Below are 14,231 nucleotides of genomic sequence, written 5' to 3' on the forward strand. Positions count from 1 at the left end.
CACCGATCGCGGTCTTCCATGTGATTGCAGCGGCGGGCTACTGTGACGGCATGAACCCCCAAACAGATCAGATTCGCGCAGCTCAGGTGACTGAAGTAGTGTGCCGTCACATGAGCGATGATCTGAAGGGCAAGGGTGCGCTGGTCAGTGGGGCGAGCCGGGGTATCGGGTTTGCGGTGGCGGCGGAGCTGCTGGGACGGGGGGCCAGTGTGTTGATTACCGCCCGGAAGGCGGAGCCGTTGGAGGAGGCGGCTGAGCGGCTGCGGGGGCTGGGGCATGCGGGGAAGGTCGTCGCGGTGGCGGGGAATTCGGGGGATGCGGGGGCTCGGGCCGAGCAGGTGGGGACGGCGGTGGCGGAGTTCGGGTCGTTGGATATTTTGATCAACAACACGGGGATCAATCCGGTCTACGGGTCGTTGATGGATGCCGATCTGGATGCGGTTCGGAAAATCTTTGATGTGAATGTTGTTGCGGCACTGGGGTATATCCAGGAGGCTTACAAGGCTTGGATGCGGGATAACGGTGGGGCCGTCGTCAATCTGGCCAGCGTTGCGGGGATTCGGTCCACGGGGGTGATTGCCGCCTATGGTGCGTCGAAGGCTGCGCTTATTCGGCTGACCGAGGAGCTTGCCTGGCAGTTGGGGCCCACGATCCGGGTCAATGCTGTGGCGCCGGGGGTTATCAAGACCAAGTTCGCGGATGCGCTCTATTCGGCGGATGAGGAGGCGGCGGCGAATGCTTATCCGATGAAGCGGTTGGGGTCGCCGGAGGATGTGGCGGCGTTGGTGGGGTTCTTGGCTTCGGACGCGGCGGCGTGGATTACCGGGGAGACGGTGCGGGTGGATGGTGGGCTGCTGGCCACGGGGGGCATTTGATCCAGGCGGAAGACGCAGCGGGTGCCGGTGTAGATGGTGGGCATGCACCGGTTGCAGTGGACGCAGGCGGAGCGCGTGGTCGCGTCGGATCGGATGCGGTGCAGGAGGTTCGGTTCGCGGAGGAGGGCGCGGCCCATGGCTACGAAGTCGAAACCTTCGGTGCGGGCCAGGCGCATGCCGTCCAGATCGGTGATGCCGCCGAGGAGGATCAGGGGCATGGATAGTTCGCGGCGGAAGTGGCGGGCGCGCTCGAGGAGGTAGGCGTCGCGGTAGGGGTATTCCTTCAGGAAGGCGCGGCCGGCGGCGCGGAAGCCCCAGCGGGCCGCGGGGGGAAGGACTTTCGCGAATTCGCGGCGGGGGGCGTCGCCGTGGAAGAGCAGCATCGGGTTGAGCAGGGAGCTGCCGGCGGTGAGTTCGAGGGCGTCGAGGGCGCCGTCGGACTCCAGCCAGGCGGCTACGCGCAGGGATTCGGGGATGGTCAGGCCGCCTCGGATGCCGTCTTCCATATTGAGTTTCGCGATGACCGCCAGGCGGTCCCCTACCGCGTCGCGGACGGCGCGGGCGATTTCGCGGGGAAAGCGGGCGCGGGCGGCGGGTGAGCCGCCGTAGCCGTCGGTGCGGCGGTTGAGCAGCGGGCTCAGGAACGAGCTGGCCAGATAGTTGTGGCCGAAATGGATTTCGATGGCGTCGAAGCCGCTGTCGGCGGCCAGGCGGGCGGCCTCGGCGTGCGCTTCGACGAGGCCGGCGATTTCGGGTTCGGTGGGAACTCGCATGGGGCGCAGGCCGAGTGGGCTGAACATGCGGCTCGGGGCAAGGGCGGGAAGACGATTGGAGGCCGCGTTGGCGACCGGTCCGGCATGGCCGATCTGGGCGCTGGCGGCCGCGCCTTCGGCGTGCACGGCGTCGGTCAGTTTGCGCAGTCCCGGTACGACTTCCGGGCGCATCCAGATTTGATGGCGGTCGGTGCGGCCGCCGGGGGCGACGGCGCAGTAGGCCAGCGTGGTCATGCCGACGCCGCCCGCCGCCACCTCGCGGTGGAAGTGAATGAGCTCCTCGGTGACCAGTGCGCCGGGAGTGCGGCCTTCGAAGGTCGCCGCCTTGATCACCCTGTTGCGCAAGGTGATCGGGCCCAGCCGCGCGGGTGCGAAGACATCGTCGTTCATGGGTTTCCTACTCTCGTTCGGGCGCGGAGAGACCGGCGATCACGAACGCCTTCAGCGATTCGACCGCGTGCTCCGACAGCTCCCGCTCCGCGGTGCCGGCGCCGCCGAACCGCATGATGATCAGGTCGAAGGCCAGCTGCCAGCGCCGCCGGCTCTCCTGTTTGCTCAGCTCCGGCAGCAGCGGCACCCAGGAAGCCATGCGGAACCACGGCTGCTGCCAGGTGGTCGCGTGCCGGCCGAGCACGAAACCGGCCAGCAGCCGCAGATGCAGCCGCCCGATCGGGTCGCCGGCCAGTTCCACGAACGGTTCGATCACCGCGTCGACGAGCGCGGGCACCCCCGCCCGCTCGGTCGTCACCGCCGCGAGCCGCTCGGCCCACAGCGGTCCGAGGCGGTCCTCCAGCAGGGCGCCGACCAGGGCATCCTTCGACCCGAAGTGATAGTGCACCGCAGCGGGATTCGCCCCGGCCTCGGTGCACACGCCGCGCACCGAGACCTCGTCGTAGGAGCGCGTCAGCAGCAGCCGCTCGGCCGCGGCCAGCAGCCGCTCACGGGTATCGAGGGAGATCCGGTCCGGCATGCCGTTCAGTGAACCACGCCCTAATCAATGATTCAATCATTGATTGAAAACGCTGAGCCGCCCGCTCCGCGCCTCCACTCTGCCCCGCGCGCCCCTACTCCCCGCGCGCCTGACTGCGATCCGCGGACCAATCGGCCAAGCTGTCGAGATCAACCAGCGGCCCTGCGAGCCGGGCCGAGACGAAAGGTGCGCGATCATGCGAGTCGTTGCCGAAATACTGGTCGGGCTGCTTGCCGCGCTTCACCTCTACATCCTGGTGATGGAGATGTTCCTGTGGACCACGCCGCGGGTGCGGGCCACCTTCGGCACCACGGTGGAATTCGCCGAGGAGTCCAAGACGATGGCGGCCAATCAGGGCCTCTACAACGGATTTCTCGCGGCGGGCCTGATCTGGGGTTTGATCGCCGCCGATCCGGTCGGCCGCGCCGCGCAGATCTTCTTCTCCGCGTGCGTGGTGGTCGCCGGGTTGTACGGCGCGGCGACCGCGAGCCGCCGGATTCTGGTGGCGCAGGCCCTGCCCGGCGCGATCACACTCGCCGCGGCGCTGCTGGCCGGATAGCACGATTTGGTGAGCTTCACAGGCGCGCGGGCCCGCGTTTGTGGAAGGTGCGAGTCTTCGCTCCCGTTGATCGAAATCCCTTGCGGGACAATTACGATCGATCGTCGTCGAGGCTGCTCGAATCAGGCGGGCGGCACAGACAGTCGCGGCCGCGGCGCCCGTCGCCGCGGTCACGGCGAATGCGGCCGCTCGCCGGGGTCGATGCGCGGACCGGCGGCGCGGCCGCATGGCCGACGGCGGGCGGCCCGGCCAGCGACCATACGCGGCTCCGCCCGTATTCCGTGGCGCGGCGACACGCGGCAGTGCGACGATCGTCGGCACCTCAGATTCGCACCGCTCGTTTCACCGCAGGAGGCCGTGATGCCGCCGAGAACGCGCCGCCGTCGCCCGACCCAGCAGCGCGCGCAGGCGACCCGCGACCACGTCCTCGACACCGCGGCCCGGGTGTTCGGCGAGCGCGGCATCGCCGAGACCTCCACCAACCGGATCGCGGCCGAGGCGGGCGTGAGCATCGGCACGGTCTACCGGTATTTCCCGGACCGCGCGGTCATTGTGGACGAACTGCTCGAACGCATGCTGGTCAGCGCCGAACAGCGCTTCACCCACTGGATGTCGACCCGCCCGCAGCAATCGATCCCGGAATTGCTCGACCGGGTGCCGGAGCTGGTCACCGAGATCTTGGAGGTGTTCACCGAGGAACTGGTCGCCAATGCGAAGCTGGTGCGCGCGCTGATCGCGGGCGTGCAGTTCTACAGCAGCGGCATCCCCGAATTCGAGCCGCGGCTGCGGCTGCTGGTCAAGGTCCTGCTCATCCAGATCCTCGGCCCCGGAGACGATCATCGCTACGACATGATGACCTTCGTGCTGGTCAATACCGGCTTCGCCGCGGTGCTGCGGGCTTCGGTGCCGGAGGTCGGCGATCCGGAACGCCGGGAGGCCATCGCCATGACCGCACAGATGATGGGCGCGTGGCTCGAGGCCGAGGTCCGGGGACTCTGGCAGACCTAACCAATTCGCCTCGGGCATACGGTGAGAAATACAGAGCCGAGAATGAACAACCCGGACCGTCGGCAAATCCGATCGATCATTGACCGACTACGCCGAAAGGACGCGACAATAACCAGTATCTTGCCGACCGGGGCGCAATCTCTTCGGCTACGCAAGCGCCGAAATGAGTTTCGCGGCGACCCCCCGCCGCTGTCGCAAGGTTGGCGCCGGATCAGGCTCCGGGAAGGTCGAGCGTGCGCATCAGCAGGGCCGCGCGGGCCAGGGAGATCCCTTCGGGGCAGCCGAGATCCAGTCCGGTGAGCCGGTGGATGCGGCGCAGGCGGTGCGTGACGCTATTGGGGTGCACGCCGAGCCGGCGCGCGGTCTCCATGCGGTCCAGGCCGCTGGCCAGGAAGGCGCGCAGCGTGCTGAACAGGCGCGGAGCCGCCTGGATCGGGGTGAGCAGCCCCGCCAGGTGATCACGGGCGGGGCCGGGCGTGGTCAGCTGATACTCGACCGCCAGATCCGCCATGCGGTAGACCCCGGGTGAACGGTCCAGGGCGCGCACGAGATCGAGCAGTTCGTGCGCGCGCGTCGCCAGCTCCGGAATGTGGTCGGCCGGACCGGAGAGCACCACGGCGGTGAGCGGCGCGGCCGCCGCCTCGGACAGCGAGCGCAGCGCATCCGCGTCCATGGCGAACACATCGCCGAGTTCCCGTCCCGCGGCGGCGTCGCACGGCACCAGGATGGTTCCGCCCGCCGTCGTCAGCAGGGACAGCGCACGGGAGCCCAGCACCGGAGCGAATGCCGATTGCAGTCGCCGCAATCGGCGCAGCGCTTCGGTTTCCATATTCACCCGCGGATCGTCGGTGATCGGCGGCGCCGGAATGCTCAGCGCCACAACCTGGTACGTGGCGGCTATGGCGATGCCCGCCTGCCTGGCCAGCGCCGACCGGCTGTGCCCGCTCAGCAGGGCGGCCACCAGAGTCTGTGCGGCCGTTTGGTGTTCGCGTGCCACGAAGCGGTATTCGTCGACGAAGGCGGCGGTCGTCGCCACGGTCACCGTCTGCAGCAGGCGCAGCAGCGTCTCCGCCCGGCTCACCGGCACACCGCCCTCGCCCGGATGCTGCCCGGCGGCCAGTTCCAGGCCACCGCGAATGGCCTCGTGGTATTCCAGCAGCACGCGGTCGAGCTCCACCCCCTCGCGCGCCCACGTGGCCGCCGCCGCGGCGAGTTCGATGAGCCATTCGGTGTCACGCGGATCCGGCGCGCAGACCGCGCGGGCCGCCGGCGCCAGGCATTCCCGGATGCGGGCGTCCAATTCGCCGAACATCGGCCGGTCGGCGCCGAATCCCGCGAGATGCTCGGCCAGTTCCGCGGCGAAGGCGTCACCACCGGATGGCGGGCACGGTCGATCGGCGGCGGATGTCGCGGTCGACGCGACGGCAGGCACGCTGGGCTGGCTCATCGGTCATGCTCCTGTCAGCAGGTGCGTGTGGGCTCACGCTAGGAGCCGGACCGGCCGCGCCGGGAGCATCACGGCGATCTTCGTACAACTCACAGAATCCGGCGCATCCCGCTGTGACGCTGCCGAATACGATCACGCGGAGTCGGGCCGCTCGTCCTCGCCGGCCGCCTGCGCCTCGTTGAACGAGCGGGCGATGAGCGCCGAACGCAGTTGCCACAGACCGGATGTCGCGGTGGGGTCGAGGCCGGTGAGCCGGCCGATGCGCCGCAGCCGATAGTCGACGGTATTGGTGTGGATGTGCAGCGTCCGGGCCGTGCGCTGGCGATTGAGGTTGTTGCTGATATGGCTGCGCAGCGTTTGCAGCAGCTCCGGATGCGCGTCGAGCGGATCCAGCAGCGAGCCGAGGGTTTCACGGCCCGGTCCCGGCCGGGTCAGCTGGTATTCGAGGGCCAGATCGGCGAAGCGGTACACGCCGGGCACGCACCGCAGGCGCTGCACCATATCGAGCAGTTCGTGGGCGCGATCGGCGGCGCCGGGCACCTCGGCCACCGTCGCGGTCACCACCGTCGCGGTCACGGGCACGCGCGCGGCCGCCGACAGCCCGGCGACGAGTTCGTCCAGATGCGCGTCGCCCTCCGCCGACACCGGTATGAGGATCGTCCCGCCGTCCACGCTGAGCAGGGCGAGCGCGCTCTCCTCGCAGCGGGTGGCGAGTTCGGCCTGCAGGCGGCGCAGCTTGCGGCGGGCGACGACCTTGCCGTCGAGCATCGGATGCCGCTCGTCCGGATGCTTCGGAATATCCAGCGCCAGCACGAAATACTGCTCGGCGACGGCGATTCCGCATTCGCGGGCCATGGTCGAGGTGGGATAGCCGCCCAGCAGCGCGGAGGTCAGCGTGTGCACCGCCGTGTGATGCTCGCTCACCACCGCCTTGTGCTCGCGGACATAGGCGCGGGCGACCGTCGCGCTCATGGTGTCGAGCAGTTCGATCACCAGTTTCGCGCCGTCGATCAAGTTCTTGTGATCCTGCGCCGTCGCGTTCGCGACGATGAGATCCAAGCCGACCTTGAAGCCCTCGTGAATGGAATGCAGGATCGTGTCGATCGGCACGCCCTCGCGGGCCCAGCCGGCGGCGGCCGCGGCGAGCCGGTCGGTCGTGGCCGGAATATCGTGCCCGTCGAGCATCCCGACCGACAGCTCCAGGCACAGGCGGGTCACGGCGGTGACGTCACCGGAGATGATGTCGCCGGGCAGGGTGCCGCACGGGATCACATTGTCGACGAAGTGGCCGACCATGCGACGCGACACCGTCCGGACATCCTGCAGAGGTGTGGACATCGGCTTTCCGGAGACGGTGAGCCCCGCCCGAGTTGCCCCATTGGTTGTCATCGTCGACTCCCTTCCGCCCGATTGCTGCGGTGTTAACGGTGATCGAACTCTAAAGTGATCAACCGCTCATCTTCTACTCCTCTTTGGCGAGTGGGCTGAAGACCACGAATCTTGGTGGCGGCCAGCGAATGAGCCGCCGATCGCACGATCACCGAGCGCCCCCGCCGACACGGTTCGAGAGATCCGCTCACTTTTCGCGGCGCTCACACCCCGAGCGCGGCAGCGAACATCGGCCAGGAATTGTGCAGATCCTGCTGCCAGTACTTCCAGGAGTGGGTGCCGGTCTCCCGCAGGTCGAACACCGCCGGAATGTCCAGCTCCCGGAAGCGATCCCGCAGCTGCCGGGTGCACAGGTGGGTGGCGGCGTCGAGCAGGCCGCCGAGGAAGAGCTGATCGAACAACTGCTTGGGATTGCCGTTCACGCCGGGCGCGCTCAAGGTGTCGAACTGGCCCGCCCGGCCGGTGCCGGTGGCCACGAAGATCGCGATATCGCGCAGTTCGGCGGCGCGCAGGTACGGGTCGTTGGCGGCCCAGGCCGGATCCCCGGGCGGGCCCCACAGATTGCGCGGATCGCCGCGCCGCGAGGCCACGATGGCGTTCACCATGGCCTGACCGGCGAGGTCACTGGTGCGCACGCAGCCGCTGTAGGAGCCGATGGCGCGGTAGCGGCCCGGTGCGGCCAGCGCCAGCCGGAAGACCGCGGAACTGGCCATGGACAGTCCCGCAACGGCATTCGCGCCGGTGCCGCCGAACGCGGTGTCCATGATCGGCGGCAGCTCCTCGGTCAGGAAGGTCGTCCACAACTGCCTGCCCATGACGGGATCGTCGGCGCGCCAGTCGGCGAAGAAGCTGCCCGCGCCGCCGATGGGGACCACCACCGTCACCTGCTTATCGGCGAAGAACCGTTCGGCATCGGTCTCGGTGAGCCAATTGCTGCCCTCGGTCCACACCCCGGTATCGGTGCCGCCGTCGACGCCATTGAGCAGGTACAGCGTGGGAGCCGGCCGCGAATCGTCCGGCGCCGGAAGCACCGCCACCGGAATGTGGCGGGCCATGGCCGCCGAATACACCGTCAGCTCGAGGATCCGGCCCGGGCCCCTGGCCGCGGCGACCAGCCGGGCCCCGCCGGGTGCGGGCCGGGCGGCGGCCATGGCCCGCTCGGGAGCCGGTGCGTCGACCTCGATCACCGGTTCGGCCGGCGCCGATCCGGTCGTACCGACCAGGATGGCGATCATGCACACAATGATCGGCTGAATTGCGGTGCGGAATCGTCGGTCCATGCGGATAATCACGGATGCCTCACCCCTGAACGCGCGGTAACTCGTGCGGGCGAAGCTATGCCGAGAATTCGGCAGCCGACAGCCTAATCGGCGCCAATCGTGATGGCCCCCAGTAAAAGACCGCCGCCACTGTGACAGCGCTCAGAGTCCGCGGCCGGAGTCGCACCCGGTCGCGGCGCGGCCATAGGGTCGATGTACTCGCCGTTCCCGCGGCGGGGAGGTGAACACTGTTGTTCCCACGCGCGCCGGGCTGCCTGCCCAATTCCCCTCCCGGCGAGCATATTCCACCGCCGGTGAGTCGCAGGATCGGGTCCTCCGCCCGAAGCAGTCCGGGCTCATCGGCGGTGGACACCGCCCAACGCCGCTGTGTCACAATGCCGGACCGCGTCGGCAGGGCGTGATCACAGATTTCGGTCAACTCGCCGATCCAGCGGCCGCTCACCGGTTATCAATGGATGCCCGCCGATTCAGAGGTGCGAATCGGCTCGTCAGGGACGGCAGAGCATTGGTTACCACCATCTTCGATATGACCGCGGATTTGCCTTTCGCACCGGGAGCCGTCCAGGAGCTGCTGCTGGATCCGCAACTGTATCCGCGGATTCTGCGCGGTGTCGGCGCGTGCGAGCAGGCCGATACGGTCGACGGGAAACCCTTGTGGCTGATCCGCATGGGCACCGCGGCCACGGATATCCACATCCGCCGGGCGACCCTGCTGGTCGATCGCCAGGGCGGTTTCGCCCTGCGCTGCGTGGACACCGGCTGTCTCGTCTCGGTGCGGGTGCGCGAGCACGAGGAACGGACCCGGGTCGCGATCACCTTCTACCTGATCGGCCGCGTGCACCCCATGATCGCCGACCTGCCCAATTCCGAGGTCACGGCGTGGGCGCAGGCCGGGCTGGACCGGTTGGCCGAATTGGTCACGGGCGCACAGACCTCGGTGGTGACCAATGTCGAGTCCATCGGGCTGCGCAGTCGTCTCCAGGTGGCGGGCCAGGTCGTCTCGACCGGCGTCGTGCGTTCCGTGCGGCCGGTGCGCAGCGCCAAACAGCTCGGCGGACTGTACAAATGGGGATTCAATCTGGCCGGTGGCTATGCCGCCGCGGCGGCGTACACGCCCGGACGGGCCGCGGTGGTGGACGATCGCGGAGTCCGGACCTTCCGGGAGATCCACCGGCGCAGCCACCTGCTGGCGGGCGCCATGGCCGAGCGGGGCCTGGCTTCCGGTGACGCCATCGGGCTGCTGGCGCACAATCACGCCCGCATGGTCGAAACCATGGTCGCCGCAGGCAAACTCGGCGTCGACGTCATCCTGCTCAATGCGGGACTGTCGGCGCGCGCCATCGAGGAGATCGTGCAGCATCATCGGCTGACCACCTTGTTCGTGGACAGCGAGCTCGATCATCTGGTGCACTATCTGCACGCCGATATCCGCCGCTACCGCACCGACGCCACCGCGCCCGGTCACACCACCGTCGATGATCTGATCGCATTGGGACACACCAAGTTCCGCAAACCGGTCCGGCCCGGCCGCCTGGTGGTGCTCACCTCCGGCACCAGCGGCCTGCCCAAGGGCGCGCGCCGCCCGCACGCCAAGGGGTTCGCCACCATCGCCGCCCTGCTGTCGCGCATCCCGTTCCGAATGAACGAGACCATCCTCATCCCCGCCCCGCTGTTCCACACCTGGGGGCTGGCGGCGCTGCAATTGAGCACCGCCCTGCGCGCCACCGTCGTCCTGCCCGATCACTTCGACGCCGAGGACTGCCTGCGGCTCGTCGCCGAACACCGCGCCACCACCCTGATCGTCGTCCCCACCATGCTGCAGCGCATCCTCGACCTGCCGGTTCCCGTCCGCGCCCGCTACGACACCTCGAGCCTGCGCATCGTGGCCAGCTGCGGCGCGCCCCTGGCCGCCGCGGCGGTGCTGACCTTCATGGACGGCTTCGGCGACATCCTCTACAACGTCTACGGTTCCACCGAGGTCTCCTGGGCCACCATCGCCACCCCCGACGATCTGCGCGTCTCCCCCACCACCGCCGGCCGCCCGCCGCTCGGCACGAAAGTCGCCGTCCTGGACAAGGATCGGCGCCCGGTGCCGGTGGGCGCGACCGGTCGCATCTACGTCGGCAATCACATGCTCTTCGACGGTTACGTCAACTGCCCGCCGCCGGACGAGGCCGACGGCCTGCTCGATACCGGCGACCTCGGCTATCTCGACGTCGCCGGGCGGCTGTTCATCGCCGGCCGCGGCGACGAGATGATCATCTCCGGCGGGGAGAACGTCTTCCCGCGCCCCGTCGAGGAGGCCCTCGCTCATCTCCCGCAGATCAGCGAGGTGGCGGTGGTCGGCGTCCCCGACCACGTCTTCGGCCAGCGCCTGGCCGCCTACATCGTCAAACGCGAAGGCGCGGGCCTGGACTCGGACATGATCCGCGCCTACATCCGCAATCGCCTCAGCCGCTTCAGCGTGCCCCGCGACATCGTGTTCCTCAGTTCTCTGCCCCGTGGCGAAACCGGCAAGGTTCTCAAGCGCCTGCTCACCGGCGCGCCACCCGATCAGCCCGCCGCCTGATCGGCGCTCAGCCCCACAGGCGACGGCACGGCAGCGGCCGCAGCCCGGGCCGGACCTTGCCGTCCACCCTGACGCTGAGTCCGACTTGCGCCGCGGCGGTGGCGAACTCCCACGCCTCGGCGTATGTCGCGGCATATTCGAGAATCATCCCCGCCCAGCCGAAGTCGACCACGACCCGGCGATCCAGCACCGCCTGGAGTCCCCCGAACACACGATTGTCGAAGCCTTGCATACCCGCACGCTCCTTCGCACTCCGTCCTCATCCGACGGTAAAGCGATGCTCGCGCGAACTGTGTTACCTCCCGGGTCCTTTGGAGATATCACAGTGACTTCGGGTACCACCTTGTGCCGACTCGACGGCCTGTCCGGATCAGGCCCGAGTGCAGCTGGTACCGGCGAAGCGGTCGGCGATCCAGTCGAGGGCGGCGCCGGAGTAGCCGAACAGGGCGATGGGGTCGTCGGCGGTGAGGCCCGCCGGGTCGAAGTTCACCGCGCCGCGGATGCCGTCGAGGGTATTGCGGCCCTCGACATAGCCTGCGGCGCACCGGCGACCCCGGCCGCGATCGTGACAATAGCAATCATTGAGCGAATCAAATGACGAGCCGTGATTCGGCAGCGTACGTGCCCGTCTCGGGCGAACACCACTGACACACATGGCCTGTAGTCACCGACATGACATACAGCCGTGCCGCCAGCAATCCCGCAGCAGCCGGATCGGCTCAGCGGAAGATCAACGCTCCGATGGTGTCCTGATGGCGGTAGCGCAGGTACTTCTCCACGGTGTCGGTGTCGACCGCGGCGGTGGCGGTCGCGAAGGTGATCACCAGGAATTCCTTCTCGCTGCCGTCGCGCCACTTGCCGGTTTCCCAGTCGGCGATGTAGCTGCCGGGGTTCAGGCGAATGTCCTTGTCGTCGAACTGGCCTTCGGCGCCGGAGGCCTTCGAGGCATCGCCCATGCCCAGGACGTACTGGGTGAGCATGAGATCGCCGCCTTCGGCCTTCCACACCAGTTCGGCGCTGTACTGGCAGCCGAGGCTGGTCAGCTTGCCGGTCTCCTCGACCGGAGCGCAGTCCGTGTAATCCTGCCCGGTGACCCAATCCGCTTGCAGGGCAACATCACCGAGTTTGAAGTTCCAGGCGCCGCTGTATTCGGTGTAGCTGAAGTGGTTGCCGGCGGGAGCGGCCTTGGTGGTGGTCGTGGTGGTGCGGCGCGTGGTGGTGGGCGCGGCGGAGGTGGACGCGGTGGTCGTGGAAGAGGCGACGGCGGCCTGTTCGGAATCGCCGCCGCGGGCGAAGACGACAATGGCGCCGACGGCGACCGCGAGCACCGCGACCACGCCGAGCGCGATGCCGACGATCAGCCCCGTATTGGATTTCGGCGGTTGCGGCGGGTAGCCGGGCTGCTGCGGATAGCCCGGCTGCGCATTCCAGTCCGGCTGAGCGGGCTGACCCTGCCACGCTCCCGGCTCCGGCGCGGCGCCGGGCCAGGCCGGTTGCGCCGGGTACTGCGCCGGCGGCGGTGTCGTGGGCCCCTCCCACCACGCCGCGCCCGGTTCCGGCTGCTGACCGTGGGCATTCGGATCGCCGCCGAATCCGGGACCGGTCGGCGGTCCGGGGGGATACGTCATCTCTCAACCTTTCGCAGTTACCGCGACCTCCCCGGCGCGGCAATGGTTACCGAAGCGTATGACGCGCGCCCGGCATGATCCAATCGCAGGGTGACCACCAGTGATCTCGTCGTCTGCGGATCGGGCCCGGCGGGCCGGGCGCTCGCGCATCGGGCGCTGTCACGGGGACTATCGGTCACGGTGATCGATCCGCAACCACACCGGCGCTGGACCGCCACCTATGCGGCCTGGGCCGATGAACTGCCCGGCTGGCTCTCGCCGCAGGTGGTGGCCGCCGCCGTCGACCAGCCGGTGGCCTGGGGCGCCCGGCGGGCCGAATTGGATCGTCGCTACGTCGTATTCGATACCGCGGCGCTCCAGGATTCACTCGATCTCGACGGGGCCCGGATCATCGCGGACCGCGTGGCAGGGATCGCGGGCCCGTCACGCAGCGGGCACGCACTGGATCTGCCGTCGGTGCGCCTGGTCTCCGGCGCGATCCTGCCGGGCGGACGGGTGATCGACGCGCGGGGCGTACCGCGCTCCCCCACGCTCGCCGAGCAGACGGCCTTCGGCGTGGTGGTCGAGCGTGCGCGCTGGACCGGGGACGAGACCCTGTTCATGGACTGGCGCACCGACAATGGCGCGGATCCCGGTGCGCCGCCGTCGTTCCTGTACGCGGTACCGCTCGATGCCGACACGATGCTGCTCGAGGAGACCTGCCTGGCCGGCCGCCCGGCACTGGACCTGTCGGAGTTACGCACCCGCCTCGAGCACCGATTGCGGTGCCGCGGCATCACTCTCAGCGGCAGCGAACGGATCGAGCGGGTGCGATTCCCGGTGCACGGCGGCCGCCCCGGCCCGGGGACCTTCGGCGCGGCAGGCGCTCTGCTGCATCCGGCCACCGGATACAGCGTGGCAACCGCCCTGCGCCTGGCCGATGCCACCGTCGCCGGCGACGACCTCTGGCCCGCCTCGGCCCGCGCCGTGCACGGTCTCCGGACAGCCGGGCTGCGCGCGCTGCTCTCGCTTCCGCCGCAGGACATTCCGGTGTTCTTCGACGCCTTCTTCGCCCTGTCCGCCGCGCGGCAGCGCGCCTACCTTTCCGATCGCGATGATCTCGGCGGCATGATCACCGCCATGACCTCGGTCTTCGCCGCACTCCCCTGGCGGATGCGCCGGACGATCGCCGCCGCCACCCTGGGACTCGGTCGCGCACGGGCGAATTCCTGAGCATCGCCCCGCTTTCCGGAGCAGTATCGAGCGGATGAACGATTGGGCAACCCTGACCCCGACGCGGCTGGTCTTCGCCGGTGACTGGCACGCCAACCCCTGGCACTCGGTCCGGGCCGTGGAGTGGGCCGCCGAGCAACAGGTCCAGGCCATCCTGCACGTCGGCGACGACGGTTACGACTTCAATCCCGGTTTCTGGCCCGCGTTCAATACGCGCTGGAGCAGGCGGGTCTCGTGCTCGGGTTCGTGGTGCGGCCGCGGCATCTGTATGCCGGGCGCTATCACACGCGGCATTCCGCGACGCTGTGCGGAGACGACTATCGGACAGCGGTGACGATTCTGGATGACGATTCGGCACCGCTGTCCGACAACCTCGCGGTGGTGGACCTGCGTGAGCCGGCGGGCCGGGGCGGGATAGGCGGCGCCCCGGCCCGAGGCCGGCAACCGCTCCCCGGCGGGTGTGAGAGAACCGGGGATGCGCGGGCCACCCCACTAGGGGCGGGCGGCGGCTCGGTGTCGGA

13 protein-coding genes and 1 pseudogene are annotated in these 14,231 nt (G+C 68.9%); 6 read left to right on the forward strand and 8 right to left on the reverse strand.

Going from position 1 to position 14,231, the window contains the following annotated elements; all coding sequences use genetic code 11:
• Positions 1-110: 110 nt before the first annotated feature.
• Complete coding sequence (locus ACFVIV_RS05115) at positions 111-875, forward strand: SDR family oxidoreductase (RefSeq protein ID WP_379193694.1); 765 nt, start codon at positions 111-113, stop codon at positions 873-875.
• On the opposite strand, the pseudogene ACFVIV_RS05120 reads toward ACFVIV_RS05115, so the two are convergent.
• Positions 854-2,038, reverse strand: a pseudogene (locus ACFVIV_RS05120) (NADH:flavin oxidoreductase); the annotation flags it as partial. The gene ACFVIV_RS05115 and the pseudogene ACFVIV_RS05120 sit on opposite strands and share 22 nt — an antisense overlap.
• Before the next feature lie 7 nt (positions 2,039-2,045).
• The gene (locus ACFVIV_RS05125) at positions 2,046-2,618 is read right to left on the reverse strand and encodes a TetR family transcriptional regulator (RefSeq protein WP_379193490.1); all 573 of its coding nucleotides are present in this window, start codon (positions 2,616-2,618) and stop codon (positions 2,046-2,048) included.
• Positions 2,619-2,814: 196 nt separating this feature from the next.
• Between ACFVIV_RS05125 and ACFVIV_RS05130 the strand changes: the two genes are divergently transcribed.
• Together ACFVIV_RS05130 and ACFVIV_RS05135 are read left to right on the forward strand one after the other, a co-directional pair.
• On the forward strand, positions 2,815-3,177 hold the full coding sequence (locus ACFVIV_RS05130) for a DUF1304 domain-containing protein (protein ID WP_379193491.1): 363 nt from the start codon (positions 2,815-2,817) through the stop codon (positions 3,175-3,177).
• A gap of 360 nt (positions 3,178-3,537) precedes the next feature.
• A complete protein-coding gene (locus ACFVIV_RS05135) occupies positions 3,538-4,185 on the forward strand; it encodes a TetR/AcrR family transcriptional regulator (RefSeq protein ID WP_379193492.1) in 648 nt (215 codons plus the stop codon).
• 211 nt (positions 4,186-4,396) lie between these two features.
• Here ACFVIV_RS05135 and ACFVIV_RS05140 read toward each other — a convergent pair whose 3' ends face one another.
• From ACFVIV_RS05140 to ACFVIV_RS05150, 3 genes are all read right to left on the reverse strand, one after another.
• Positions 4,397-5,632, reverse strand: coding sequence for a PucR family transcriptional regulator (locus tag ACFVIV_RS05140; protein WP_379193493.1), 1,236 nt, complete (start codon positions 5,630-5,632; stop codon positions 4,397-4,399).
• A 132-nt stretch (positions 5,633-5,764) separates the two neighbouring features.
• On the reverse strand, positions 5,765-7,021 hold the full coding sequence (locus tag ACFVIV_RS05145; protein WP_379193494.1) for a PucR family transcriptional regulator: 1,257 nt from the start codon (positions 7,019-7,021) through the stop codon (positions 5,765-5,767).
• Between the two features lie 203 nt (positions 7,022-7,224).
• Entirely contained in the window at positions 7,225-8,256 is a 1,032-nt protein-coding gene (locus tag ACFVIV_RS05150) for an alpha/beta hydrolase (protein ID WP_379193495.1), read from the reverse strand.
• A gap of 571 nt (positions 8,257-8,827) precedes the next feature.
• Here ACFVIV_RS05150 and ACFVIV_RS05155 point away from each other — a divergent pair.
• Positions 8,828-10,870 (forward strand): AMP-binding protein, encoded by a 2,043-nt coding sequence (locus tag ACFVIV_RS05155; RefSeq protein ID WP_379193496.1) that lies wholly within the window; start codon positions 8,828-8,830, stop codon positions 10,868-10,870.
• Between the two features lie 7 nt (positions 10,871-10,877).
• Here ACFVIV_RS05155 and ACFVIV_RS05160 read toward each other — a convergent pair whose 3' ends face one another.
• The 3 genes from ACFVIV_RS05160 to ACFVIV_RS05170 all read right to left on the reverse strand — a co-directional run bounded on the left by ACFVIV_RS05160 (position 10,878) and on the right by ACFVIV_RS05170 (position 12,498).
• Complete coding sequence (locus tag ACFVIV_RS05160; RefSeq protein ID WP_379193497.1) at positions 10,878-11,102, reverse strand: hypothetical protein; 225 nt, start codon at positions 11,100-11,102, stop codon at positions 10,878-10,880.
• 138 nt (positions 11,103-11,240) lie between these two features.
• Positions 11,241-11,525 (reverse strand): lipase family protein, encoded by a 285-nt coding sequence (locus ACFVIV_RS05165; protein WP_379193498.1) that lies wholly within the window; start codon positions 11,523-11,525, stop codon positions 11,241-11,243.
• 64 nt (positions 11,526-11,589) lie between these two features.
• On the reverse strand, positions 11,590-12,498 hold the full coding sequence (locus tag ACFVIV_RS05170) for a hypothetical protein (protein WP_379193499.1): 909 nt from the start codon (positions 12,496-12,498) through the stop codon (positions 11,590-11,592).
• Between the two features lie 90 nt (positions 12,499-12,588).
• On the opposite strand from ACFVIV_RS05170, the gene ACFVIV_RS05175 reads away from it, so the two are divergent.
• A complete protein-coding gene (locus ACFVIV_RS05175) occupies positions 12,589-13,710 on the forward strand; it encodes a lycopene cyclase family protein (protein ID WP_379193500.1) in 1,122 nt (373 codons plus the stop codon).
• 34 nt (positions 13,711-13,744) lie between these two features.
• Positions 13,745-14,044: a hypothetical protein gene (locus tag ACFVIV_RS05180; protein ID WP_379193501.1), complete on the forward strand. Its 300-nt coding sequence runs from the start codon at positions 13,745-13,747 to the stop codon at positions 14,042-14,044.
• The last annotated feature ends 187 nt before the right edge of the window (positions 14,045-14,231 follow it).

This window comes from Nocardia sp. NPDC127526, from assembly GCF_042672265.1.
In the GTDB taxonomy this organism is placed as follows: domain Bacteria; phylum Actinomycetota; class Actinomycetes; order Mycobacteriales; family Mycobacteriaceae; genus Nocardia.